Origin of the sequence: Allolucifera butyrica (assembly GCF_900476375.1) — a bacterium.
Lineage (GTDB): Bacteria > Bacillota > Negativicutes > Sporomusales > UPPP01 > Lucifera > Lucifera butyrica.
The window spans coordinates 53,714-78,446 of sequence record NZ_UPPP01000094.1 but is presented as its reverse complement, the minus strand read 5'-3'; the positions used below and the strand labels follow the sequence as shown (position 1 = coordinate 78,446).

Annotated in this window: 22 protein-coding genes and 1 pseudogene; 5 read left to right on the top strand and 18 right to left on the bottom strand. The window is 45.9% G+C overall.

Going from position 1 to position 24,733, the window contains the following annotated elements:
- Positions 1–131: 131 nt before the first annotated feature.
- The 3 genes from LUCIF_RS19270 to LUCIF_RS19260 all read right to left on the bottom strand — a co-directional run bounded on the left by LUCIF_RS19270 (position 132) and on the right by LUCIF_RS19260 (position 2,656).
- Positions 132–1,298 (bottom strand): MFS transporter, encoded by a 1,167-nt coding sequence (locus LUCIF_RS19270; protein WP_122629486.1) that lies wholly within the window; start codon positions 1,296–1,298, stop codon positions 132–134.
- A 244-nt stretch (positions 1,299–1,542) separates the two neighbouring features.
- Positions 1,543–2,076: a flavodoxin family protein gene (locus tag LUCIF_RS19265; protein ID WP_122629485.1), complete on the bottom strand. Its 534-nt coding sequence runs from the start codon at positions 2,074–2,076 to the stop codon at positions 1,543–1,545.
- A gap of 106 nt (positions 2,077–2,182) precedes the next feature.
- Complete coding sequence (locus tag LUCIF_RS19260) at positions 2,183–2,656, bottom strand: alpha/beta hydrolase (RefSeq protein WP_122629484.1); 474 nt, start codon at positions 2,654–2,656, stop codon at positions 2,183–2,185.
- Between the two features lie 241 nt (positions 2,657–2,897).
- On the opposite strand from LUCIF_RS19260, the gene LUCIF_RS19255 reads away from it, so the two are divergent.
- The 5 genes from LUCIF_RS19255 to LUCIF_RS19235 all read left to right on the top strand — a co-directional run bounded on the left by LUCIF_RS19255 (position 2,898) and on the right by LUCIF_RS19235 (position 7,423).
- Complete coding sequence (locus tag LUCIF_RS19255) at positions 2,898–3,815, top strand: AraC family transcriptional regulator (protein WP_122629483.1); 918 nt, start codon at positions 2,898–2,900, stop codon at positions 3,813–3,815.
- Positions 3,816–3,992: 177 nt separating this feature from the next.
- Positions 3,993–4,715, top strand: coding sequence for a flavodoxin (locus LUCIF_RS19250; RefSeq protein WP_122629482.1), 723 nt, complete (start codon positions 3,993–3,995; stop codon positions 4,713–4,715).
- Positions 4,716–4,797: 82 nt separating this feature from the next.
- Positions 4,798–5,955: an alpha/beta hydrolase gene (locus LUCIF_RS19245; RefSeq protein WP_207858087.1), complete on the top strand. Its 1,158-nt coding sequence runs from the start codon at positions 4,798–4,800 to the stop codon at positions 5,953–5,955.
- A 112-nt stretch (positions 5,956–6,067) separates the two neighbouring features.
- The gene (locus LUCIF_RS19240) at positions 6,068–6,631 is read left to right on the top strand and encodes a (R)-mandelonitrile lyase (protein ID WP_207858084.1); all 564 of its coding nucleotides are present in this window, start codon (positions 6,068–6,070) and stop codon (positions 6,629–6,631) included.
- A 69-nt stretch (positions 6,632–6,700) separates the two neighbouring features.
- Positions 6,701–7,423 (top strand): carboxymuconolactone decarboxylase family protein, encoded by a 723-nt coding sequence (locus LUCIF_RS19235; RefSeq protein ID WP_122629480.1) that lies wholly within the window; start codon positions 6,701–6,703, stop codon positions 7,421–7,423.
- A gap of 191 nt (positions 7,424–7,614) precedes the next feature.
- Here the strand turns inward: LUCIF_RS19235 and LUCIF_RS19230 are convergent, their stop codons facing one another.
- From LUCIF_RS19230 to LUCIF_RS19160, 15 genes and pseudogenes are all read right to left on the bottom strand, one after another.
- Positions 7,615–8,715, bottom strand: a complete 1,101-nt coding sequence (locus LUCIF_RS19230; protein WP_122629638.1) for an MBL fold metallo-hydrolase — start codon at positions 8,713–8,715, stop codon at positions 7,615–7,617.
- 280 nt (positions 8,716–8,995) lie between these two features.
- Positions 8,996–9,661, bottom strand: coding sequence for an NAD-dependent epimerase/dehydratase family protein (locus LUCIF_RS19225; RefSeq protein ID WP_122629479.1), 666 nt, complete (start codon positions 9,659–9,661; stop codon positions 8,996–8,998).
- 115 nt (positions 9,662–9,776) lie between these two features.
- Positions 9,777–10,880, bottom strand: coding sequence for a flavodoxin (locus LUCIF_RS19220; RefSeq protein ID WP_122629478.1), 1,104 nt, complete (start codon positions 10,878–10,880; stop codon positions 9,777–9,779).
- Positions 10,881–10,964: 84 nt separating this feature from the next.
- Positions 10,965–11,603, bottom strand: a complete 639-nt coding sequence (locus tag LUCIF_RS19215; protein ID WP_122629477.1) for a flavodoxin family protein — start codon at positions 11,601–11,603, stop codon at positions 10,965–10,967.
- A gap of 113 nt (positions 11,604–11,716) precedes the next feature.
- On the bottom strand, positions 11,717–12,982 hold the full coding sequence (gene fliB / locus LUCIF_RS19210; RefSeq protein WP_122629476.1) for a flagellin lysine-N-methylase: 1,266 nt from the start codon (positions 12,980–12,982) through the stop codon (positions 11,717–11,719).
- Between the two features lie 64 nt (positions 12,983–13,046).
- Positions 13,047–13,358, bottom strand: a pseudogene (locus LUCIF_RS19205) (aldo/keto reductase); the annotation flags it as partial.
- A 209-nt stretch (positions 13,359–13,567) separates the two neighbouring features.
- Complete coding sequence (locus tag LUCIF_RS19200; RefSeq protein WP_207858077.1) at positions 13,568–14,620, bottom strand: alpha/beta hydrolase; 1,053 nt, start codon at positions 14,618–14,620, stop codon at positions 13,568–13,570.
- Positions 14,621–14,725: 105 nt separating this feature from the next.
- Positions 14,726–15,619 (bottom strand): aldo/keto reductase, encoded by an 894-nt coding sequence (locus LUCIF_RS19195; protein WP_207858075.1) that lies wholly within the window; start codon positions 15,617–15,619, stop codon positions 14,726–14,728.
- A gap of 172 nt (positions 15,620–15,791) precedes the next feature.
- Complete coding sequence (locus tag LUCIF_RS19190; protein WP_207858073.1) at positions 15,792–16,706, bottom strand: helix-turn-helix domain-containing protein; 915 nt, start codon at positions 16,704–16,706, stop codon at positions 15,792–15,794.
- A gap of 282 nt (positions 16,707–16,988) precedes the next feature.
- A complete protein-coding gene (locus LUCIF_RS26575) occupies positions 16,989–17,210 on the bottom strand; it encodes a hypothetical protein (protein WP_207858071.1) in 222 nt (73 codons plus the stop codon).
- A gap of 282 nt (positions 17,211–17,492) precedes the next feature.
- Entirely contained in the window at positions 17,493–19,586 is a 2,094-nt protein-coding gene (locus LUCIF_RS19180; protein ID WP_122629474.1) for a hypothetical protein, read from the bottom strand.
- Between the two features lie 102 nt (positions 19,587–19,688).
- The gene (locus tag LUCIF_RS19175) at positions 19,689–20,546 is read right to left on the bottom strand and encodes a hypothetical protein (RefSeq protein ID WP_122629473.1); all 858 of its coding nucleotides are present in this window, start codon (positions 20,544–20,546) and stop codon (positions 19,689–19,691) included.
- A gap of 18 nt (positions 20,547–20,564) precedes the next feature.
- On the bottom strand, positions 20,565–22,340 hold the full coding sequence (locus LUCIF_RS19170; protein ID WP_122629472.1) for a peptidoglycan DD-metalloendopeptidase family protein: 1,776 nt from the start codon (positions 22,338–22,340) through the stop codon (positions 20,565–20,567).
- A gap of 11 nt (positions 22,341–22,351) precedes the next feature.
- Positions 22,352–23,902, bottom strand: a complete 1,551-nt coding sequence (locus tag LUCIF_RS19165) for a type IV secretion system protein (protein WP_122629471.1) — start codon at positions 23,900–23,902, stop codon at positions 22,352–22,354.
- On the bottom strand, positions 23,899–24,702 hold the full coding sequence (locus LUCIF_RS19160) for a TrbJ/VirB5 family protein (RefSeq protein ID WP_126720613.1): 804 nt from the start codon (positions 24,700–24,702) through the stop codon (positions 23,899–23,901). The genes LUCIF_RS19165 and LUCIF_RS19160 overlap by 4 nt, the downstream gene beginning before the upstream one ends.
- Positions 24,703–24,733 lie beyond the last annotated feature (31 nt).

Here is a 24,733-nt window from a genome sequence, read left to right as displayed (position 1 = left end):
ACTCTCTCTTTGAACAGCCCCAATGCTTTTATATGTCTCCTTTTATGCGGTCTTTCACCCTACCGGCTTACTTCCTCGACTGGCACCTGCAATACCCCTGTATCGCATCCGGAGACGGGTTGTGCACCCTCTTAATCACGCGCTATTGATAACGAGCGGGTAACGCCAAAGGAGAAGACTGCGACACAGGCCGCGAGCGTGACCAAGGCAGCACCGATCCAACTGATCGCCATTATTGACGAACTTCCCACGGCGATTCCCCCGATACCGGCGCCGGCGGCAAAGCCGAGCTGCACGAAGGAACTGTTCAGGCTCAGCATAATACCGGAGGCTTCCGGGGCAAGCGAGATTAGGTTAAAGTTCTGGGTCAGTCCGAACGTCCAGGCTGAAGTCGCCCAAAGCATGATCAACATGATGGTGACGATTACAGAACCAGAGGCAGCGGACAAGAGCGCGAGGGCGAGGGCTTGGACGGTCATGCTGCCGACGAGCGTACGAGTGATGCCGATTCGATCCGCCAGGAAGCCGCCAAGCTTGGAACCTATCAAGCTCGCGATGCCTAAAGTGAAGAGAATGCTACTCATTTCCTGTTCACTCATCGGCCTGATAGAAGCCAGAAAAGGAGTGATATACGTATTAACCATTGAATAGCCGATAAACACTAAGAATGTCACACCAAGGGCAACAGCTATTTCCGACTTCTTCAAAAAGGCAATTTGCTTACCAAGGGGGACAGGGGGTTCGCCCACCATGGCCGGAATTGTTCTCGCAACAGCAAAAATTCCCACTAAACCGAAGAAGCCGATGCCCCAAAAGATCGCCTGCCAATCATACACTGCAGTAATAACACGACCGAGCGGGACGCCGAAAACAAGGGATGCGCTAAAGCCCATTGAGATGTTGGCCATCGCTTCGCCCTGATGTTCGGGAGAGGCTAGCTGCGCTGATATAGCATAGGCGGTGACGACAAAGACACCTGTTCCGACCCCGAGTATGGCGCGAGAGGCCAAAAGGAAGCCGAAGCCTGGGAAGGCGAGCGTTGCGACGATGCCAAGAAAGAAGATAGCGAGAGCCAGCAGTAGCTGCCTGCTCTGGTTCATCTTGGCCGTCGCCATGATAACGATAGGCGTGCCGATCGCAGTTGCGAGCGCAAATATGGTAATAAGCTGCCCGGCTGTCGAGATAGATACACCGACAGAGGCAGCAACTTTATCCAAAATGCCCACGATGACGAATTGTGATGTTCCAATCAAGAAGCTGAGCATGGTCAGCAAATAAATTCTCCATGTACTACTCATGATGTCCTAGATACTCCTTTATCTATATTTGATAAATTAACTCATAATAATTCATGAGCCAATTCAGTATCTTCATTATGCACCAAATGAAATACTGACCGTTATCTCATTCGTGCCAAATGATTGCCTAATCCTATCTTCATAATCAGTTACACAACAGATGAATATTATTCTAATTGTAGATCAGTCATTTCATCAAAAACTGGAAGGCACATAAATCCAAAGCCTAATTTCTTCACATGAATTAAATGCCTTTTCCCTTATCGAAAGCTTCTTTCATTGCTTTGTTTCCTTGGATATCACCCTTTTGCCATGCGTCAGCACCATAGATAAGCCCCCTGACCTTAGCGCCAGGCAAACAATCGGTAAAACCCCGAAGACCATCCATCGTACGCTCCATAGAAGCTTTTCCTGCAGCCGCTGTTGCGATAAAGTAAAAATCCTTGTTACGGATTTCCGTATATCGTGGTAGTGTACGATCAATCAAGGTTTTCAGCTGTCCATCCATCGAATAAAAATAAACGGGTGTCGCGAGTACAATAACATCGGCATCAACCAGCTTATCCATGATGGCAGACATATCGTCCTTCTGTATGCATGCTTTTGTCTTTTTACAAGCATAACAGGCCATACAGGAACCAATCGTCTGATTATGCACATATATTTTTTCTGCCGTGTTTCCGACGGCTTCTGCTCCTTGTATAAATTGGTCGCATAGCGTATCGGAATTGCCTCCTATCCGGGGACTTGCTGATAATACTAATACTTTTTTCGACATTTTCTATTCCCTCTTTCTTCGTTTGTGTGCTAAGAGCACGATTATTCTATCGCCCCACACTGTCGTCAGATGGCCGCCTGATATTATTAGGTGACATATGCTTTTCTCAAAATTGAACCGCCGCATCCATCCACCCATCCGCCGGCGTGCCAATGCCAAGTCCAAAACTATGACCAATATTCGGATACTTGTGGAACTCAACATCAACACCTGCAGCGTTCAAAGCATTCGCACGGTTTTTCATAAGTACCGGACTGGCAATCCCATCATTTTCTCCAACCGCGACAAAAGTCGGCGAATCTTCCTTGGTATAGGCGGAGTGCCCGGTATAAGCCATGACAACCGTAGAAGGTTTTGGAAACTCATAATAGCCAAAGCCGGAAGAACCATATGATCCGATATTCGCTGCCATCCTTGCCCCTGCAGAACTGCCCCATATAGAGTAGTCTTCTATACCAACACTCAGCAATTCCGCATTTCTAAATATGAAAGAAATAGCGGCTGCCAAATCTTCGCAAGCGGCTTTCTCGCTTCCTACACGATATTGAATGACAAATGCATTGTATCCTTTCTGACTCAACCGTAATGAACCATTGTGAAACTACAAAAGAGACTGCTTGCGATAATTAGGCTAACAAATTTCATTTCAACATACCTCTATAACACCGGTATCCCTTGTTATCTTCATTATGCAGCCAACCGGCAAATGCCCGGTAGCCCATTTGTGTCAAATGATTGCCTAATCCTATCGCAGCCAGTTGCAAGCAGATAAATACATATTATAATAGACTTATTAAAGGCTGAACGAACAGGAGGATCTCATGTCTGAATCAATAGATAAACAGCAGGCTGAACTCGCCGATTTCATTGAACGATATTCCGGACAGGACGGTGTTCATCCGACTGCTATTCCGTCTTTATTTTTTAACCGCCAGTCTGTGATTGCCGGACCCGTTTATGGAGTTTTCAAGCCGTCCTTATGCATTGTTGTTCAAGGCGCAAAGGATGTCTGGCTGGCCCAGGAGCGCTTTCGGTACAGTCCTGCCGATTACCTTGTTGCATCTATTAGTGTGCCCGTTATAGCTCAAGTTGTAGAAGCCACCCCCGCCCTGCCGTATCTGTCCCTCAAACTGGAATTTACACCAAAGCAAGTTTTAGATGTTCTCAGCAATTTAGAAACTCGCATTGTCACGAAAAAACATTCTAGTCATGCTATTTTTGTCAGCCGGATTGAAACCTCGTTGTTGGAGGCCGTACTCAGGCTGGTTCGTTTGTTAGAAAACCCCGACGATATTCCGGTACTTGTTCCTCTCGTTACAAAGGAAATTCTCTATCGGATTCTGCAGGGACAGCACGGAGAAACGTTAGAACAGATTGCCGTCGAAGGAAGCTATACCTATCGAATTAGAAACGTCATTGAACGGCTCATGAATCGCTATGACCAGTCTTTTCGGATTGAAGATCTTGCAGAAATGGCAAATATGAGTGTTTCTTCTTTTCATCGGCACTTTAAAGAGGTAACCGCCATGAGCCCTCTTCAGTTTCAGAAGCAACTGCGCTTACATGAAGCAAGACGCTTGCTGCTATCCGAGTCAGCCGATGCCGCTGAGGTCGCATTTCGGGTCGGCTATGAAAGTCCATCACAGTTTAGCCGGGAATATTCTCGCATGTTTAATCTTCCGCCTAAAGAAGATATGAAGCGCATGAAAGCCAATTACAACCAAAAGGCAGATGCGTAAAAACCATTTGGGGGAGTGCAGAAAAAAACTGCATTCCCCCAAATGGTTTTTTGATGTTTGCTACAATTAGGCAATCATTTAAGAGAAATGAGATACCGCGCTACCTTCTTACTTGTGCATAATAAAATTACAAAGCTTATTTCACAGGAAGCATAGAATAGAGAGGAGGACCTATGAATGAAGAAAACTTTAACTTTCGTTTTAGCTTTGATTATTATGGTAGCCAGTTTTGCGGGATGCGGCAGCAGTAAAAATCAGTCCAACAATAGCTCACAGCCGCAGCCTTCCAGTACCGAACAAACCAAAACAACATCTCCCCTTGCCGAAGCCTCATCTGCAAATAAAAAAGGCAAGAAAGCTTTGGTAGTGTACTTTTCCATGCCGGAAACAACTAATCCCAATAATATGACCCAGGAAGAGGCAAACAGCACAGTAGTTATCAATGGTGAAGTTTTAGGCAACACACAATATGTTGCGTATTTGATTCAGAAAAATACTGGCGCCGATATCTTCCGTATTGAACCGAAAACGCCGTATCCTACCAATCATAAAACACTGGTAGATTTGGCCAAGGCAGAACAGAATAATAGAGCAAGACCAGAGCTTGCGGCAAAAATAGAAAATCTTGATCAGTACAATGTGATTTTTCTAGGATATCCCAACTGGTGGAGCGATATGCCAATGATTTTGTACTCTTTCCTTGAAAGTCATAATCTGTCCGGTAAAACCATCATTCCGTTCAATACTCACGGAGGAAGCGGATTTTCTAATACGATCAGCACCATTGCTACCTTACAGCCGAACGCCACCATCGTTAAAAACGGCTTTACAGTTTCTAGAGATACTGTGCAGAATTGTGCGGATGATGTTGCTGTATGGGTGAAAGAATTAAAATATTAATGATATGGATGAGTTGATTCTTGAATTTTCATTATGTAAGGATTAAATAAGTAACAACTAAAAGAAGAAAGAAGGAATTTCTATGAGCTTGAAATTAAAGGTAAGTATAGCAATGCTAACATTGGGGTTAATGGGCATTGGAAGTGGCGGGCAGGAAGTCAGTGCACAGCAGGTGCAGCGAGGCAGCCATCCTGCAGTGACAATGGAAAAGAGAACATTTCAGGAAATAGATCCAAGCACCATCAAAAGCCCGAATGAAAATCCGTTTGGTCTGGTTTATCAGGGAGCAATTACCCAGAATGTCCCCGGTCAGGTGAATATTCATCCAATAACCTATGATTTGAATGGCATAAAGGTTTCAGCCAATGTGTATACGCCAGCAGACTATGATAAGTCAAGCACGAAAAAATATCCGGCACTTGTTGTCGCGCATCCTAATGGCGGAGTTAAGGAACAGGTAGCGGGCTTATATGCACAGCGTATGGCCGAAAAAGGCTATATCACCATTGCGGCAGATGCCTCTTTCCAGGGCGCAAGCGGCGGGCACCCGCGCAATGTTGATAAACCGGCCTATCGGGTTGAAGACATTCGTGGTATGGCAGATGTCATTTCTTCTTATCCTGGAGTTGACGCAGAGCGCCTGGGAATTCTGGGAATCTGCGGTGGTGGCGGCTACACGCTGAAGGCAGTGCAAACTGACAAGCGTTTCAAAGCGGTGGCAACGCTCAGTATGTTCAATTCGGGCATTGTTCGACGTAACGGTTTCTTGAATTCGCAAACGGATACCATTCAAAAGCGTTTACAGCAAGCCTCGGAGGCCAGAGCTAAGGAAGCTGCTGGCGGTGAAGTACAATATACTCCGGACATGCTGGATATGAAACTGAGTGAGGAACAGCTTGCCAAAATGCCGGTTTTGTATCGTGAAGGCTATGAGTACTATGGCAAGACGCACGCACATCCGAATTCCACATTCCGCTACACAGTGAGTAGCAATCTTGACTTATTCACGTTTGACGCGGCCAATAATATGGATTTGATCAACCAGCCGTTACTGATGATGGCCGGCAGCAATGCGGATACCTTCTATATGACCGAACAGTGCTTTGCAGCAGCAACTGGCACAAATGATAAGGAATTGTTCCTGATCGAGGGAGCAACCCATATTCAGACGTATTGGGTGCCGAAATATGTGAACCAAGCCGTTGATAAATTAACTGAGTTCTATGGAGCACATTTGTGATCGTATGTTCCAGTATATTGCCATTATGCTGCCGGTGGGAAAACATCGGCAGCATAATGGCATCTGGCTTTGCGGAAAATGACTCCGACGAAATCTACGGTTCCGTTCACGAATGTCTTTATTTTTTACAACACTTCACTATAAAGCCAACAAAAAAGATAATTTCGAAAGGAAGGATAAAATGAGATTATTAACCGCCATGGTCATTTCAGCCTCTTTGCTTATTTCAACGGGCATCACAGAAAAAGCACTAGCAGCTGAAGCAAACAATAATTTGCAAACAGTAATTACCAAGGCTGGCTCCTCGCCTTCCGTCAAAGGCTCATCCCAATACTTTACCGGTAATGTACGCGTTGACCCCCTATTTACTGCAAACGACTCGGCACACTTTTCCGGTGCTTACGTAACGTTCGAACCGGGAGCCCGAACCTCATGGCATGCTCATCCCGCAGGCCAGCGTCTGATAATTACGTCCGGTGTTGGTTGGGTACAGGAATGGGGCGGTCCGATTATAGAGGTTCGGGCAGGCGATGTAGTCTGGTTTCCGCCTGGCGTCAAGCACTGGCACGGAGCCTCCCCCACCACTGCCATGACGCATATCGCTATCGCGGGAGTACTCAATGGCAAAAGCGTTGAATGGTTGGAAAAAGTGAGCGATGACCAATATTCCGAGTAACCCCCTTTATGCATGCATCTTTCCTTTTAGCGGGTAAATACTACTCGATAAGAATGAGGTGGTACTATCATGAATAAGATCTCAATAATTTTCACGAGTATCTTTCTCTCGATACTCTGCTTTACATCCATTTCGCAGGCGCAGCCAACAAATACTCAAGGCTTAGATGCCAAGCAGCGGGGCATCGTCACTATTGCCGCTTTTACTGCCAACGGCGATTTGGAAAAACTGAAAACTGCCCTGAACGAAGGACTGGACGCCGGTTTGACCGTAAATGAAATAAAGGAAGTTCTGGTGCAGATGTATGCCTATACAGGTTTTCCCCGAAGCCTAAATGGTATCAACACCTTTATAGCCGTCATGGAAGATCGCGAACGCAAGGGCATCCATGATGAGCTTGGCCGGGAAGCAAACCCACTGCCCACCAACAAAAGCAGTCTGGAACTTGGAACGGAAATTCAAACCCAGTTGGTTGGAGCACCGTACAAGTCTAAAATTACTACTTTCGCCCCTGCTATTGACCAGTTTTTAAAAAGCCATCTTTTCGGAGACATCTTCGGACGCGACACCCTTGATTTCCAGAGTAGAGAGCTTGCAACCATCTCAGCTCTGGCCAGTATCGGGAACGTCAATCCTCAACTACAATCGCATCTTAACGTCGGGTTTAATGTCGGACTGACCGAGGCTCAGCTGAGAAGCTTGGTATCGGTTCTTGAAGACAAAGTTGGCAAAAAAGAAGCCGATAATGCGGCCGCAGTGCTGAACAAAGTTATAAGCAGCAGAACCCCCTAATACCTCGCTCTATAATCTATTGCGGCAGTAGATAGGAAAATCCGATTAATAAATCCTTATGCAAAAAGAGAAAGCACATCGTCAGCAAGTGAAGTTAACGATGTGCTTTCTTTATCCAATAACGCCCTCACTGTAATTAGGTCTAGTCGTCAATGGTATCTAATATGCACTGCAAATTAGGAAAATTTCATTCAATTAATCCCTTCCCACCAGTGTGAAAAAATTTGCTGCTGATTTTCAATTTCTACCTTCTCCCCAATCTTAGGCGTAATCAACCTATACTTTCTATTCTGGCTGGCAAGCGTTATACGTTTTAACGGTTCATCCCAAGCATGATTGGCCAGTGAAAACTTTCCTGAATGGGCTGGCAATACAACCTTGGCTCCCACTTCTTCAGCCGCTTGTGAAACTTCTTCCGGCATCATATGTATGTAAGGCCACCGTTTGTCATACTGACCATTCTCCATAATAGCAAGATCAAAACCAGAAAACATTTCGCCGATTTTCTTGAAATGAGGCCCATATCCACCGTCACCGCTATAAAATATCCGGCGCTCGGGAGTGACCAAGGCAAACCCTGCCCACAGTGTCTTATTTTCAGTGAGCAAACGACCAGAAAAATGACGGGCCGGAAGAACATAGATGGTAAGGTCTTTTTCTATTTCTACTGCATTAAACCAGTCCGCCTCTTGAATACGCTTTTCTTCAAATCCCCACTGTTCAAAATACGCCCCTACACCCAATGGACACACTACATATTTTACTTTGGGTTTTAATGTAATAGACGTGGGATAATCCAAATGATCCCAATGGTCATGGGAAATGATCAGATAATCAATCTCCGGCATATCATCCGCGGTGTATGGATTGGTTCCCGCAAAGGCCCTATTGGCGAAAGAAACAGGGGCTGCATAATGGCTAAAAACAGGATCAATCAGCATCCTTTTGCCGCCAAGCTGCACAAAATAAGAAGAATGTCCGAGCGAAATAACGACATCCTGACTTTGGTCCAAGGCCAGCAAATCGGTTTTTACCGACGGAATGTCCTCTGTTGGCGCCAGCCGTGCTTTTTTCGCAAATAGAAAATGCCACAGCATAGAAGCACTACTAGTTTCTTCGGCCAACCGAGGCGTGGGAACTAAATTTTGAAACTGGCCATCGACATAATTGGGTGAACTTTTGATTCTTTCAAGGTAGGGGCCGTCCGGCAATTTTCCGAACTTAGGCTGCTGAAGATAAAGGCCTATACCAAGAGAACCTATGACAAGACTTATTAACAGGACTATTAGCATTTTTCTCAACCGCCTTCTCCTGCCATTCGCCCAAAATTGATTTTATAGCACTTAATTGATAATTTATTCATGTAGGTAAAGTCTGTATACTTATTCATCCGTGAATGACGCCTTAACAAAAATCAGCTAATTGGGTACCAGGATAGCCGCTTTACCATATTGGCCGGCACCAAGCATTGCTCGCCGCAAAAAAGCACAAATCCCCCTCAGTTCAGGCAATGCAACGCTGTTTAATCAAGTGCCGACCAGCCAATCTGTACCTTTTCCATAGGGGGCTCGGTCAGAGACCTATGTTGTTAATATCCGCTGCCTCAAGGATTTGTTTGGGAAAACCCTTTTTAGCCGCTTTAAGCATGGCGCGTCCTAGTATTTCCGTAGTTGTGACAGACTTAGGAAATAGCAATTTCAATAGCGGGTATAAATTCCCAAGTACTTTATACATCACTCTATACAGTTTAGTCTTCGATACAATACCGTTTAGCGGCTGAATATATGCCGGGCGGAACATGTGCGCGGATTTGAAGGGCAACCCTAGCAGCATATTTTCGGTCTTCCCCTTGACTCTTGCCCACATCTGGCCTCCCTGCCCGCTACTGTCAGTCCCCGCGCCTGAAATATAGCCGAAGGTCATAGCTGGATTAAGCTTTACCAAAGTTTCCGCCGCCGCCCGAGTAAAACCAAACGTGATGCGATGGTACTCTTCTTCGCTCATGCCCGTCGAACTTACGCCAAGACAGTAAAGACAGGCATCATATCCCGCTAAAATATCTTCAATGGCCGAAAAATCCTCAAAATCATCGTGCACAACTTCGCAAAGCTTATCATGCTGTACCCCCGTCACACTGCGACCAACTGACAACACTGTTTCGATTTCATCATCTAACAGACATTCCCTCAATACACCTTGCCCAATCATCCCCGTAGCTCCGAAAATAATGACTTTCATAAATACACTTCCTCTTTGTTTTTTCGAACTATATATGGAATTTACAAGGACAACCGCTATCAATTCATTGACGTAGGTTGTCCTTGATATCAAAATCTCCCATGTAAACATATCACTAATATGCATTTCCTATAACGAAGTTTTTCAAATAATTCGTCACATCTTTCCTTGACAACGGAATGTCGCTGCTGTATACGCTCAGTGGATCTACCACCTTTCCCTTTGCCAGCCCTCGCAACACTTTCACGCTATCACCTGCACCCCCACCGCCATGAGTTACGACTGGCACAATGGTCTTCTCCTCGAAATCATATGCCTTCATAAAACTGGCCACAGGCCTGGGAAGTGTCCCCCACCACAAAGGATAAACTAGTACAATCGTATCATACTGTGCCAAATCCAGCGGCTTATGCTTCAGAACAGGAAAGCTTTGATTCGCCAGCTCATCCCTTGCAATCTTAGTGGTTTCATTATAACTGGCAGGATAGTTTTCCTCTGTCTGAATAGACGCAATATCTCCGCCTATTGCATTCTGTATCATCATAGCTAAAACCTGAGCATTTCCTAAAAGAGTTCCATTTGCCTTCACTAAAGAAGCACCCGATACGGCATCCACTTGCGCAGAAAACTCCGTATTACCTACCCGGCTAAAATATACAATCAACACATTGCCAGAGAAATCAACTTTTTCACCCTCAATGCTCTCTTGCAGGTTTATACTTACCGGATGATACCAACGTTCGATATAGGGCAGGCCAAAGATGCCGCTAATCATCAGCACAAGTGCCAATCCGGTCAAATAATAGAATTTTTTCCCCTGTATATACCTCCCCATATGCATGAGCACATGGAAAAGCAATGCTGCCATGGCAGCAATTGCAGCACTGAGATGAAGAGTGCGAACATTCCAGTCAGAAAGAAACCTTATATTAGGGAACAACTGTGTCGACATTGCTACTCCACTAATTCCCAGTACCAAAACACTGATACCAAAAATGCCAATTACAACAATGCCTGCTATCCTTTTACGACTATACCGACCTCGTCCAAGGTTCATGTAATAGCCTTTATTGAGCGCATTATGAATAATGAGCAGAACAAAAAAGACACAGCCCAATATTTCATGAATACGGCTCGCAGAAGCCATACTACCGGCCTCATAAAAGAACAGCCCCAACAATATCACATCGACAAATTTCTTAATAGCATTTTTCCCCATATCATCATCCTGCTAAAATACTTTACCCGTACGCTTTTCTTGACAACTTCATAAGGTCTTACAAATATTAAGCTGAAAGGAGCTTCACCGGATAAAATTTGTAAAAACATACTCTTCCAATTTAGGCAGCGGAACCCCAGCCTTTTTGCCCGCTTCCTTGCATCTGAGGAAGTAGGCCATATTTCTTGCCAAAACGCGCAAGACATGCAAGCCCTCCATGTCTTGCTCAACGTCCTCCGGAGTATTACCATGCACCATGTTCCAATAGCGGGATGAAATTACAGGCATTTCTTGAATGGTAAAATATTTATTAAGCTGATCAAACGTCGCTGTCGTCCCGGCCCGTCGTGCAGAAACCACGGCAGCGGCTGGTTTCATGTAGAAAGTTTTATTACCGTTTCCGGCAAGATCAGAAAGGAAGGCCCTGTTCATAAAAGACGTTATTGCTCCGCTTGCAGCGGCATAATGCACAGGACTGCCAAAAATAAAGCCATCTGCACCTTTTGCCAACTCAAGGAATTCGCTCACTTTATCGCCTTTTATCACACATTTCCCAGTTTTCATGCAGGTGTAACAGGCAAGGCACCCGGAAATAGCCTTGTTGCCAATCCAAAAAATCTCGGTTTCGATATCCTCTTCATGCAAAGTATGGGCAATTTCCACCAAAGCTCGATTTGTGCAACCATTTTGATTGGGGCTTCCATTAATCAATAATACTTTCATTATCTGTTCTCCTCCGTTTCACATGTATATTTTTCAGAACCCCGAGGACTTTTCTCCACTTTTATGTATTTATCTTAACGACAATACTATTTCCCTTACCCAGCGCCCAACAGTTAATTTTTCAACAATACGTTCATGCCACCCGTATTATTCATATTGCACGCATGAATAAACTGCACAGCTTGTTCCAAGTAAGGTCGGTTGTGTTCAATCGTTTTTGCGAAAATTTGGATCAGATTTACTGCCTGTTCGGTTCCAAAATCCGTCTGATAATAAGCGGCGGTGCCAATCAGCAATGATTTGATTAAGGAATAATGAAGCGCTAATAATATGTATTCATCATATATACTTTGGGGTTCAAAAAAACTATTTTTTTGCGGGCCGAACGGAAATAAATTTTTAAATACGTAATTGACAATGTAATTTTCCAAGATATATTCGTGTCTTTCCAGTAATGGCTGATAATACTTACTATACGCTTCTGCATATCGTGCGACGGCATCCTCATCCGGAGCGGCTTCCCCAATACCAAGCCCTTGCTTAAACTCGTTGATGCAAGCAAGAAAGCGATTACTCACAAATCCCACCCTCAAACGATGGTCAAGCAGAACTTTCACTACCTGAATCTGCATTTCTAGGTTAGTCTCAGCTTCGCTCATTGCTGCCCGAAATTCGCCTTCCCGAATTTTAGCGTTAAAATAAGAAAGAAGGCAGGGAATATCAGTTTCATAGTTTTCCGCAATCACTTGTTCCAGTCTGCCGCAAAATACACTTAGAATAATTAGCCGCTGCCATAACGGATATGTTCTGTCCTGCAAAAGGGCAACAATAAAGTCCCGTATTGCGTAAAAATACTGGTACGGTTTGTTTTGTGCGCTGCTTTGCGTGTTTAATAAAGGAACTTCCGGATTACGAACGCCGACAACAAATTCATAACTTTCAAATTGCATTGGATCTTCATTTAGAAGAGCTAACCGAGCCGCCTCCGGACACGATAAATTAAGAGATCTCTCCAACACGCCGTTGACGACATTAAAAGTACGTGGATAGGTGGCACAGGTCATGGATAGCGCTGTTTCATCCAGCGTCTTTTGAATAATACAAAGTTTCCTACTTGTCAAAAACGGGCAAATATACTGATTTGTTTTTACAAGAGCATACGGGACGTAAGTTGAATTCGCGACACTCTTATCATTTATTACAAGGTTTTCTTGAAAAAGCGGTTTTAAGAGCGGCTCCTGGCAATTCTGATAAGCGACATAGGTTTCTTTGTCAATAGCAATATCCCATCCGGTACAGCAACTATCCAGACAATTGCCTACGCTGCAATGAAAACTTTGAAAATATTGCGGTTCAAATGTTTTTTCAAAAGACAGCATTAATAAACTCCTTCCCCAAATAATACGCTGACTCAATTAAGCCATGGGCCCAATCCAGTTTGTACTAGATTAAAATTCTTAAGGGATCGTTTTCTTGTCTTGACAGAGGAAGATCGGACATCCCACTTAGTACCATCATGATTGCCCATGAGGGTACGGACATGTCCGGATGATAGCCTTTAAATAATTTTTCTGCTTTCTCAGGTACTTGCGCAAGTGTACCGCCTTTGACAGGTTCCATCACAACAATTGGTTTATCATGTTTTCTTGCTACCTCGTAGCATTTTCTTAACTGAATGCTTTCATTGTCCCAGCCCAGATAATTAATCTGCAACTGGACAAAATCCACTTCCAGATGCGCGGTCAGGATTCTATCTAGTAAATCTGCATGATTATGAAAGGAATATCAGAAATTGCTGGGCAACAACGGCTTTTTTTGCAGTATGCGTCACAAGGGCAACTGTAAACCAACGGTCAAAGACTTGTTCGGTAGCAAATCATTGACCGTTGGTTTACAGACGTAATCATATGGACAGCAATCTGCTTGCTTATGAGAACTTATCGCAGCTTCTAAGATGCTGCTTGTTAAAGGTTTTTAGCGAAAAATCCATCTAATTTGTTGATGGCTTGATCTACATACTTAGGAATGTCGTATAGGTCTACGTGAGTAGCACCCTCTATCTTAAACATTTCCTTTTTACACTTCACTCTTTCATATAGTTTTTCCGAATATCCAATTGTATCAGCTTTACTTCCTGCAACCAATAATAATGGCTGGGTAAGTAGACTTTCTGTTAATGTAAATGTTGAGAAAGCAATCAACTTATCTAGTGATGTCATAAGCACACGATTTTCTGAATTTGGATGTTGAGCTCTAGGTGTTCTGTAGTAATTATTTGCCTCCTTTAATACCACAGGCATATCTTCGGTTACTACATCCGGCACATATGGTCCATATACCGGCTTTGCTCCATTTGCTTCTGCAGTACGTTGTTTCCCAACGCTTTCCAGCAATTTGATCTGCTCTTCAACAGGTGTTTTTCCATCAAGGCCATCTCTAATCCATGAACCCGGATCTGATAAGCTGACACCGGCAACTGCCTTAATACGACGTTCTGTCATAGCGGCATTCACTACATATCCGCCACCGGAACAAATTCCTAGTGCTCCAATGCGTTCTATGTCTACATAGGGAAGTGTTGTTAAATAATCGACTGCACAGCGAATATCCTCTACTCTTTCCGTTGGATTTTCAAGATAGCGCGGTTCACCGCCGCTTTCCCCCTGATGAGATGTATCAAATGCTAATGCCAGAAATCCTTTCTGAGCCATTTTCTTCCCATATAAAGAAGGGGATTGTTCTTTTACCGCACCTGCTGGTGCAGAAATAACAAGTGCTGGATACTTCTTTGCTTCATTAAAATCATCTGGCAAAAACAAGATTCCTGCCATTTTAATTTGATTGTTGTTAAAAAATACTTTTTTCTCCATTTCATCTCTTCCTTTCATTCCATTTCCTAAATGACTCCTAGCTTCTACTCTAATACCTTCCCTTGTCCATAGCCCCGCAATTCCAGCCAACCCCAGTAACCCAGCGCCGATGGATTTAATTGCCTTGCGTCGACTTATTTTCTTCATACTGACATCACCCTATGCAATGCTATTTTAACTTCAGAACATTTCCAACTTTTCCATAAATATAATGAAAAATTGAACCGTTTATTCAAAAATACACTTACGGTTTTAGCTCTCAACGACAATTTTCATAATAAAATTACGCCATTCTCCAGGTTCGTCCGGATTATAACCCAATACCGGCTTATTCGTATCCAGACTTTTCAGTACATTCATGTCATCTGTCGTTAGTTCAAAATCCCAAAGACTAAAGTTGCTCAGAATTCTATCCGGATTAACAGATTTAGGAATAGCAATCGATTCTTCCTGTACATGCCAGCGTAAAATAATCTGGCCGGCAGTTTTCTCATATTTATCGGCAATTTCTTTGATCGCAGGGTCTGTTAACAAATTTTCATGTCCACTTGCTAAAGGACTCCATGCTTCTAAGCGAATGTCATGTTCTTTCATAAAAGCTCGCAGGTCTTTTTGCTGAAATAGCGGATGGAATTCTACTTGGTTGATAACCGGCATAATTTTTGCAGTTGCCATCAGTTTTTGCAACTGGTTAACTGAAAAATTCGATACTCCAATGGCTTTTATTTTTCCCTCTTCGCAAGCTTCTTCCATCGCTCTCCAGCTGCCAATGTAATCTCCAAAAGGATGGTGGATCAAATACATATCCAAATACTCTAGTCCCATACGAATGAGTACGCGATCAATTGCGCTTTTCGTTCTTTCATACCCCATATCTTGAACCCACAGTTTTGAAGTGATAAATAAATCTTCGCGCTTAACTCCTGATTTTTTGATAGCAGCGCCAACTGCTGCTTCATTTCCATACACCGTCGCCGTATCAATCAAGAGGCAACCTAACTTCAGTACATGTTCAACTGTACTTTCACAAAGCTGCTGATCATCAATCTGCCAAACACCAAAACCCATAATCGGTATCTGAGTGCCATTATTTAGATCGTAATATCTCATCTCTTTATCCACCTTTTGAAATTCGTTTTGTTTCATTTAATGCGCATTACCTTTACAACTAAAAGTTTACTATTGAACATCGATTCCTTAAATATATCAATCTCCGATAACCTTATACATTTTACAGATGTTGATATTTCATAAAAAAATAGTTTGTATAAGTTTTCAATACTTATACAAACTATTTATTCTCTCATCCATACAATTTTCATTTTCTAAATGACACTGGCGACATGCCCGTCTGGGCCTTAAAAAACTTAGAGAAGTGAGATGGATATTCAAAGCCAAGCCTGTATGAAATCTGATAAACTGGCTCTGATGTGTTGAGGAGTAAAGTTTTGGCCTTCTCTACAAGATGCAGTTGAATATGTTCCTGTACATTCTTACCTGTCTCCTTTTTTAATAAATCACTTAAATAATTGGGAGAATACCCCAACTCATGCGCCAAAGATTTAACACTTGGTATTCCTTTTTCTTCCAAGCATTCAAGATCTATTTGATTTCTTATCAATGTTTCAAATTGACTTACAACATCTTTGTTTATTGTACTTCTAGTAATAAATTGCCGTCCATAGAAGCGATTGCAATGATTCAGCAGTAATTCGATATTTGAAATAATAACATCCTGGCTATATACATCAATATTTTGGCAATACTCATGTTCTATAGATCGAACGATACTAGTCACAATATTCTTTTCGTATTCAGACAAATGAAGCGCTTCATTCACGTCATATGAAAAAAAGCTATACTCATTTATTTTGCTGCCCAGTTTACTTTTCCTTATTAGATCCGGATGAAAACAAAGCATCCAGTTTTCTTTTCCATCTGTTATCACTTTGTCATAGCTGCCATATTCAACCATAGTCACTTGTCCAGGTGCCATAAAAACTAGGCTTCCTTCATCAAAATCATAATATTGCCGTCCATATTTAACATCACAGTTAATCCCGTTTTTCAACGATATCGTATACAATCCAGTTACTACCTGCATATGTTGGTATTTGCTTACCGGGCTGATATGAGTTAAATCGATCAATGATATCAATGGATGTTTGGGCTTATCATAACCAAAAATTTCATGCAAGAGCGATATTGATTCTACTCTCAATATATTTCCCATAAAACACACCTTTTCTTTCAGAAATTTGTATTTTCAACTCATCCACAATTCTACAATGTGCTTATACAATAAAATACCACATTAAATATGATTATTGAATAAATAAATCTCCGATAAATTTGAACATTTTACTGATTTCTCTACGCTTTGACAACACCCAGAGGACAAGAGAAAGCCTGATTATCTACTTAGCGTAAGAAAATCGGGCTTTTATTTTCCAAAAGTTGTCTTAGTCTTAGCATATAACATTCACTTTTTGCCGTCAGTTAATACAGGATTTCATTAGTGAGTATTTCCTTTAAAATTTAGTAGCACTACCCCCATAACAACCAATACAATTCCCAGAGCACTATATACCTTCCTGCCAAAAATCTGACCGCAAGAGCCACAGATGACTCTGACCCGCAAAAAGATTATCTGTTGTCGCGTACTCCACTTCTGAATGCCATACCGCAGCACAAAATTCCGTCTGCGCTCCATCTCAATCTGTACCGCTTCCCACATCTCTTTGCAATAATTGCGGGATGGCTGTCTTCCACATAATACTGCGGCACCTGGCCATTGTTATATGCCCGTTTCTTGCTCAAAAAATCAACGGTGTAGGTTTTCTGAAGCAGCGCGTCGCCCTTTATGTTCCCACATCCCAGACTGTCTTGCTCAGGTCTGTATGATCTTACCCGGCATGAATCCTTTCGTGGCAACTCCAGCGCAAAGTCACCCGATTTGACACTCTGTTGACTTTGTCTATTGGCAACTAGGATTAATATCTCTATTTCCAGCTTCACCTTATCTTGCCAAACTATGAGGTTCTTTTGTTCTTTCACGCATCTGCACGGTTTCCTGAATAGCCTTCGCCTTCTCGATCACACTTTTCCCCTTAAATTCCGGCAACTCCAGCACGGCCAGTTTTTTCTCCAGCATCGGGCCCGTAATCCCCTTCGCCGCCAGGCTATCTGCCGCTTGCGAAAGGGACGCGTATTCCTGTTCTTTCGGTTTAATAAGGCTTGCCGGATCTTTCTTATACGCGCGATACTGCGCCGGCGATATTTCCTGAACCTTATTGTCTAAGACCAATGCATACCGGCTCTGTGTTTTCGTTCCATCGGTACGAGCCTGGCCATAGGCAACGACCGTTCCGTCTTTTGCATCGTGCAGAATGATCTGTCCCCCTTCCGCCGCCGAGCCTTTGAATTCGGCAATACTCTTATCTTGAACGAAGCTCATACGGTCCTTTTCATTTTGCAGCATAATGTAGGGCGTTTTGAAACTTTTTGCATCATACGCCTCTAGTTGGGCAATCACCAACGATTTTCCCTTGCCTCTGGAGCCTGCTATACTCCGATCGATCTCTTTTTGCTCCTTTTTCATTTCAACCTGAAGGTCTTGGAGCCGTTCCTTCATTTGGGCCCTTTCTTCTGGAGGTACTTGACCGTTTTGCAATTTTTCCACAATCGCCTCCAACTCTTTTTCCGGCTGTTTCACGCTTTGTTCCGGCTCTGGCTGCTTCGCCGCAAGTTCTTTTGCGGTTTCGCGGTCGGTTTCAATAAAGTTTCCTTTTTGATACTGATAATAGGAAACATGGGTTCGCAGCGTCTGGTAATTTTCCTGCACAACAGCAAAAACCATATCTTCCTTGGGTTCATAGACAAACAAAGTGCCCGGCTCACCCAGGCCGTCCCGTCCGGTATAGCCGCCCACCCGCTGCGGATGCCCGTAAGCATTCTGGCCGTTCATAAAAGAGAAACTGCCATCCTGACGCAACAGGGCTACGGACGGATTGCCAAACCGTTCTTCATCAAACGCCGGCACTTCCTTTAAGACCACCTTCTCCCGCGCTTTCTGCAAAATCGGCTGTTCATGCATTTCTCCATTCATGAACTTCATGCGCGCCGCCATCTCCGTCTGTTTTTCCGCCAGATCCTTTTTCCATACGACATAAATTGCATCTTCTTCCGGCTGGTTGATGTAAAATTGTCCGGGCTTTCCTTCCCGACCGCCGGAATAGCTGCCATAAAACTGGCCCTCTTGCTCACCGCTCTTGCAGGTTCGTTTCCCGTTTTCCACCACCTCTTTCGCTATCCACATTTGATAGCGGTCAGGTTCGTACCCTTCTGGCATGTTCAAAACTACTTTGCCTTTGTCCTCGACTTCAAACGGACGGAATTTCCGCTCATAACCAACGCTTTTTTCGGCCTCCTGCCTGGTCATTTCCACGGCTTGCCCATTCTCCACCCGATAAAAATGCAGATGATGCTTATCCATCTGTAAATCCTTCTGTCCAACGACAAACACCTGCTCCGGCGTCGGATTGACGACAAAAGCCTGTTGAAACTCGCCCGCCTGTCCAACCACTCGCCCGACGACTTTTCCTTCCGGATTGCCGGCCGCATTCAGTTGGATTCCCTCTTGGGTCAGCTCGCACACCCAGGGCTTGCCTAGCTTTTCCGTCGAATAGGTGCCAAATTCCTTTATCACGACAATTTCATTAAATTTTTTATAGCGTTCCAGTTGCTGTTCGACGTTTTCCTGCGCTTCCTGCGCTCTATTCGTCGATCGCTCAGCCGGGAGGACCGCATAATAGCGGTCCTTCATCTCGACGATAACGTCTTTCTCCACCGTATCAAAACTTTGCCCGTTAAAATTCACATATTCAATATTGCTTTCCCGCGTCTGGTAATCTTTCTGCCCGGTTGCATAAATTCTTCCCGGTTCCGCTTCTTTGATATAAAGAACGCCCGCCTCCCCATTTTCCATATCCCCGCTGTAGGTCGAAGGAATATTAAAATCCAGTTTCCCGCTGTCAAGCACCTTGGCCGCCCAGGGCTTCCCTTTTCCCTTGGTGTCATACGCTTCAAACGTACGAATTTCAACATCCGCCATTTCACTCGCTCCTTTCGGTTATCATCAACCGCTCATCTTTACGCTACCAGGAATCCATCCGCATGACACACCCTTTTCCTGCAAAAAAACGCTATCAGGCCATCATTCGGAAAAATCCGGCAGGCCCGGCGCCTTGGGTTTCGCAAACACCTTTGCATCACTTGCACTCTTAGCGTAAGGCGAGGCAAACTGCATATTGAAGTTGCGGCGATTTTTCGCCTGAACCCGCACCGTTTCATCGATTTTCGCCTGCTCCCTGACGGCAATGACCGTGTTCTGCAAACCGATTAAACGGTTTTTCTGCAAACTTTCGGCCGCCTGTATTCCCCCCAGACCGGCCTGTGCCTGCGTTGCCGCCAATTGGCCTTCGGCCACGGCAGAAAGCGCCAGACCGCTTTCAATGGCGCCCGTACTCGCCCCGTAGCTCTGCCGGTTTTCCTGGCTGTAGGCGAGAATGTTGCGATACAGGGTATCAAGATAACGTAGTTTATCTGCTTCCGGCTTTGCAAGATCGCTGCCATTTTTATCGGTAGTGGAAAGCAGCGCTTCCGCGTTCTCATGCTGCGTAAAAATCGCCTGGTCCCTTTGGGATGTGTATGGCTCGGCCAGGGACTGCCAGAAACCGTCCCAGGCCGCAGGCGTCAGGTTTTTTATTTCTTTTAAAAGCTCGTCAATCCGTCTAAGCTGCTCAATCGTAGTTTTTAGCTCCTTGAACGTATCCTGCCCTTCTTCCTGATAGTCATGGACAGTGCCGCCCTGCCGTGCAAGGTCAAGCAGCGTAAAGACCGAAGGCTTGGAATCCCGCCAGGAAATAGCGGTAGGGCTGTAATAGGCAGGCGGATCGTACGGCCGGGTTACCCCCGGTATGCTCCATGCAAAGGCAATCGCCTGCGATACACCCAAACTGCCGGCAAGTGCGCTCCATAGACCGATTTGTTTGATCCATGCTTTAACTTTCATAGGTTTCTCTCCCCTTTTTTAAGTGCTGCGCCAGCGAAATCCCTCGCCGGAGAAGGTGCGCAAGATCACTCCGCTTACGCGGCTGCCGATCAGGGCCGCCAGCAATACAAAGAAAAATCGTTCGACAGCCAACACAATATCAAAAACCGTACTTTCCCCGCCGCCTTTTCGTTCCAGTTTCTCAAGATAATCGACCGTTTCTTCCGGCAGCACCTTGCTGCCTATCCAAGCTTCGCCCGCGTTCCAGGCAATCGCAACCTCCCGCCAATCCCCATACCGCTCATAATACTTAAGCATCTTATACCGGGCAACACGGTCCTGATTGGCAGGCGTCCACGGCGAACCGGCCGGAAGCCCGGCCTCCTCGCACCACGCATCCCAGTTCGACTCCAGAATCTGATATTTCCCCTTCGCGCCATACGCATTTGGCGGCACGCCATAATCGCCGCCGGATTCGATGTCGCCGATTGTCTCCATAAAACGGTCCAGCGTCATATCCTCGGTTCCCGTGTGATTTGTTACAAGCCCGTCCTGGGGAATAAGCTGCACCATCAGCGCCAAAAACATCGCAAAAAAGGTCATCCACATGAGTTTGATGGCCGATGCCAACAGCCCGTTAATGCCAAAATTGGCCAGCGGCAGATCCGACGTATACCTAAAACCGGCGAGGGTTACACTGACCACGCTGCATACGCCCATCAGGTAAAATTCCATATAGGCAAGCATGATTTGTATGCCGAGCAGCAAAAATATCGCTACTGTTAGTACTCCCAACAGAAAGGCAACCGCGATAAGGCCCTTGTTGAAAAAAATCGCAATGGGACTGTGAAAGCTTTCGATGTAATTAAAGTAAGGCGCCGTCAAATGCATTCCCTGCTGAATGACAGTCGTCGGATCAGAAACAGCCGCCACCGCGGTTTCGATATCTTGATGAAACATCAGGGCCGCCGAGCTTACAAAATAGTTTCGCAGCAAATCGACCAGGCTGCCCCATTTCTCAATAAAGAACAGTAACATCCCATAGACTACGCTTTTGTGCAGCAGAAACTCGAACATTCCCTGGGCGCTGTCCTGTCTGAACATGCTCCAAAGAAACGCCAAAGCCAAATCCATGGTAATGAGACAAAGAAAGAGCGCCAGCATTTCCTGCTGTAAGATCTTCAGCCCGCTCGTGCAGGCGGCCGCCATTTTCTCCATCATAGCGCGCAGCGGCAAAGCAAAATCATAAAAGACGGAAAAGTCGACCGGCACAAACAGTTCTTCCGCATCCCCGCCGGCACCGCTCGCCATCGGCAATCCGCCCAGATAATCCTCCGGATTGACGACTTCGCCCGTAAGTCCGCCATAGCCTGTACCATTTCCCAGTCGCACCTCAAAATGCAGGCAAGCCCCCGATACCGTCCCCGTCGCACCGGAATAAGCAATCAATTCCCCCTGCTCCACATGTTTCCCGGCGAAACTGCCAGCAAGATTACTTAAATGCGCATAGCCGGTGCGGATAGTTCTGCCGCTATCGTCCTGGCCGTGATTGATGAGTATATAATAGCCATATCCAGAGATCCAGCCGCTGTATTCGATAATGCCGGCCGCGGATGCATGAACCGCCGCGCCCTCGGTCGCCCCCAGGTCGACGCCGGCGTGCAGGCGGGGCGTGCCGTAGACAGGATGCATCCGCCAGCCGAAATCGCTTGTTTTGGGCGCCGCCACCGGATACTGCATGGATAAATTGGCATAAGCCAGGGAGGGGACCAGGAAAAATAGCGCCAGAAAAAGGAGACTGCGATAAAGCTTCATGGAAGGCACCTCTAATCATCCAGGTCGACGGCGTACGGCGGCCGTTCATAATTATACGGCTGCGCATAACGTCCGCTGCCCCAGGTTAGTCCGGAGCGGTGCATCCGATCTGCTTTGTCGTTTTTTATTGCCCGGTACTGACGCCTGGCCGCGGCCAACGGTCCCGTTGTCGCCCAGGCATTTTGCGCCCGCTGCCATAATACTTGCCCCCAGGACGCGCTGCTGCCGCCTGCCATCTGCCGGGCAATCTCCATTTTCGCGACCTGCGACATGCCGATAGTGCCTGCCGCTATGCCAGCTGCCACCGCTGTCTTCACCGGTTCAAAAATATCCCCGGAGCCAAGCGACGGGTGTCCGCTCATCAGTCCGGCGATGACCTTCGGCAGCTGCATGACCATGCAAGCCAGCACAATCCCGCCGAACATCACCTCGGCCGCCGCCGCCAAATCGCCTAATCTGCCGGTCGTATTGCCGTCTTTCAGCGGTTCGGCTAAAGAGAGCAGCGTTGGCTGGATCACCGCTGCGATAAAAGAAATAACCGCCATTTTGATTCCTAAATTTAAAACCGCGCCGGTGGCTTTCTCAAAAAGGAATTTCGACTTATCCCAGACGCCAAACGGGATCAAGACGGTGGCCAGCGTGACAATTGTCCAAAACTCCACCCGGCACATGAACAGCGCAATCGCGGTAAAAATAACCGCGGCCAGCGTCACAACCAAAATCGTGAGACTGGCCAGGACGCCGCCGATATTCGACCAACTCAGCGTCTTAATGCCCTGCCATGAAGCATCCAGGATTTCCAGGCCATTGCTCCAAATGGCATCCGGCTGGAGCGGCAGCGAACTGCCCGAGGCCAGCTGCCCGGCCCGTTCAAAGGAGGTAAAAACTTTTGCCGCAAGCGCCATTCCCTCGGTCCAGTTGCTCAATATCCACATGAAGATGCCGTATTTTATCGCCTTGGAAAGCAGGTATTTCGGCCCGACCTCGTTTAAGCGAAACATCGCCGTCCAGGAAAAATCAAGCGCCGCCAGGAAAATCAGCAACTTGAAGGCTGCCGGAAAGAGCGCCGCCGCCCCGCTGTGGCAAACGGAAATGTAATAGCGCATCATGGAACTCAAAAAATCCGTTCCTTCCCCCGCCGCATGATGCGACTTAAGGGTTGGCGGACTGACATCCACGTAAACAGCGGACGGATCGACAACTTGAAAGAAGGTACTGTTTAACCAACTGCCGACAAGCAGCACCATACTCGTTCCCAGTATCATGTTTAACGTCGTCCGGGCCAGGCCGCCGACTTCGCCGAACATCAGCAGGAGTCCCGTTACCGCAATCGACACAGTACAGATGATGCGGGCGACGCTGCCGGTCAATTCGGCGTTCGAGGTATCAATGGAGAACGTTCCGCCGGAAACGCTGACTTCGCCGATCAGATGCGTCAAAACCGTATCCCAGGGAAGCGACGAAGCCGCCGCATGAACCGTACCCATGCCAGGCAGCAAAAGCAAGAAGAACGCGGCAAAAACAACGAATGGTTTCGCTAAACCAGTTGCCTCCGTCCTCATTCGTACTCCTTCGCCAGCCAGCTCGGATATATTTTATTCAAAACCGTCTGCGGATCAGTAGGCTGCCGGACAATCGCGTTCTGTACGGTCCGATGCGTATTGGCGGCGGAAAGCTCCAAAATGGCTTTGGCTGCCGCCTTTTCCTGGTTTTCTCTTAGGTAACTTTCGGCCATCATGCCTGTCTGCTGCGCAATCAGCTGCGTTTCCTGCAGCTGCGAAGCCGCTGTAACGGCTGCAACCTGCGTATCCGCCTGCTGGGCCTGCTTTTGCCCTTCAGCCTCGGCTGAATTTTTTAAAGCTTGCCGGAGTACCGTCGTATCGCTACTTATCTTTTGCACGGTTTTCGCAAGCTGGATAGAATCGCGGAACGTTCCTTCGAGCGCCTTATACGACGAGCCGGATACGTTCAAGTACGTGCCGACATCAAAAGAACCGCCTAAAATGTCTTCGATGCGCCCGCCTTTTTCATCCCAAATGCCCGCCGAGACCTGGCCCATAATCCCTTGAAACGCTTTCATTTTTTCTTGCAGGCTTTTTTGCCGGCTGGCGATTTCATCGCTGTATTTACCGAGAATGCCGCCGTCAATCCCTTTGATGTTGAGTAAATCGAGCGCCAGCTGCTTAATGAGATTCAGCGACGTCAACTCCGTATTGGCCGCCGTTTTAGTGTTGATGGCAATATTTTTCACGTCGATGACAGCGACAGCCGCATTTACCGGCAAACTTGCCAACAGCCCGGCGGCGCCTGTTCCCACTAAAACCGCACCGACAATCAGCATATGCTGTACGGATTTTTTCATAAAGCATCCCTCCTGCTTTTCTACTTTTGCA

Bases quoted from the DNA above. Each gene is read 5' to 3' on its own strand.
- LUCIF_RS19270 (WP_122629486.1), bottom strand. From the start codon at position 1,298: ATGAGTAGTACATGGAGAATTTATTTGCTGACCATGCTCAGCTTCTTG.
- LUCIF_RS19265 (WP_122629485.1), bottom strand. From the start codon at position 2,076: ATGTCGAAAAAAGTATTAGTATTATCAGCAAGTCCCCGGATAGGAGGC.
- LUCIF_RS19255 (WP_122629483.1), top strand. From the start codon at position 2,898: ATGTCTGAATCAATAGATAAACAGCAGGCTGAACTCGCCGATTTCATT.
- LUCIF_RS19250 (WP_122629482.1), top strand. From the start codon at position 3,993: ATGAAGAAAACTTTAACTTTCGTTTTAGCTTTGATTATTATGGTAGCC.
- LUCIF_RS19245 (WP_207858087.1), top strand. From the start codon at position 4,798: ATGAGCTTGAAATTAAAGGTAAGTATAGCAATGCTAACATTGGGGTTA.
- LUCIF_RS19240 (WP_207858084.1), top strand. From the start codon at position 6,068: ATGTCTTTATTTTTTACAACACTTCACTATAAAGCCAACAAAAAAGAT.
- LUCIF_RS19235 (WP_122629480.1), top strand. From the start codon at position 6,701: ATGAATAAGATCTCAATAATTTTCACGAGTATCTTTCTCTCGATACTC.
- LUCIF_RS19230 (WP_122629638.1), bottom strand. From the start codon at position 8,715: ATGCTAATAGTCCTGTTAATAAGTCTTGTCATAGGTTCTCTTGGTATA.
- LUCIF_RS19225 (WP_122629479.1), bottom strand. From the start codon at position 9,661: ATGAAAGTCATTATTTTCGGAGCTACGGGGATGATTGGGCAAGGTGTA.
- LUCIF_RS19220 (WP_122629478.1), bottom strand. From the start codon at position 10,880: ATGGGGAAAAATGCTATTAAGAAATTTGTCGATGTGATATTGTTGGGG.
- LUCIF_RS19215 (WP_122629477.1), bottom strand. From the start codon at position 11,603: ATGAAAGTATTATTGATTAATGGAAGCCCCAATCAAAATGGTTGCACA.
- fliB (WP_122629476.1), bottom strand. From the start codon at position 12,982: ATGCTGTCTTTTGAAAAAACATTTGAACCGCAATATTTTCAAAGTTTT.
- LUCIF_RS19200 (WP_207858077.1), bottom strand. From the start codon at position 14,620: ATGAAGAAAATAAGTCGACGCAAGGCAATTAAATCCATCGGCGCTGGG.
- LUCIF_RS19195 (WP_207858075.1), bottom strand. From the start codon at position 15,619: ATGAAACAAAACGAATTTCAAAAGGTGGATAAAGAGATGAGATATTAC.
- LUCIF_RS19190 (WP_207858073.1), bottom strand. From the start codon at position 16,706: ATGGGAAATATATTGAGAGTAGAATCAATATCGCTCTTGCATGAAATT.
- LUCIF_RS26575 (WP_207858071.1), bottom strand. From the start codon at position 17,210: ATGTGGGAAGCGGTACAGATTGAGATGGAGCGCAGACGGAATTTTGTG.
- LUCIF_RS19180 (WP_122629474.1), bottom strand. From the start codon at position 19,586: ATGGCGGATGTTGAAATTCGTACGTTTGAAGCGTATGACACCAAGGGA.
- LUCIF_RS19175 (WP_122629473.1), bottom strand. From the start codon at position 20,546: ATGAAAGTTAAAGCATGGATCAAACAAATCGGTCTATGGAGCGCACTT.
- LUCIF_RS19170 (WP_122629472.1), bottom strand. From the start codon at position 22,340: ATGAAGCTTTATCGCAGTCTCCTTTTTCTGGCGCTATTTTTCCTGGTC.
- LUCIF_RS19165 (WP_122629471.1), bottom strand. From the start codon at position 23,902: ATGAGGACGGAGGCAACTGGTTTAGCGAAACCATTCGTTGTTTTTGCC.
- LUCIF_RS19160 (WP_126720613.1), bottom strand. From the start codon at position 24,702: ATGAAAAAATCCGTACAGCATATGCTGATTGTCGGTGCGGTTTTAGTG.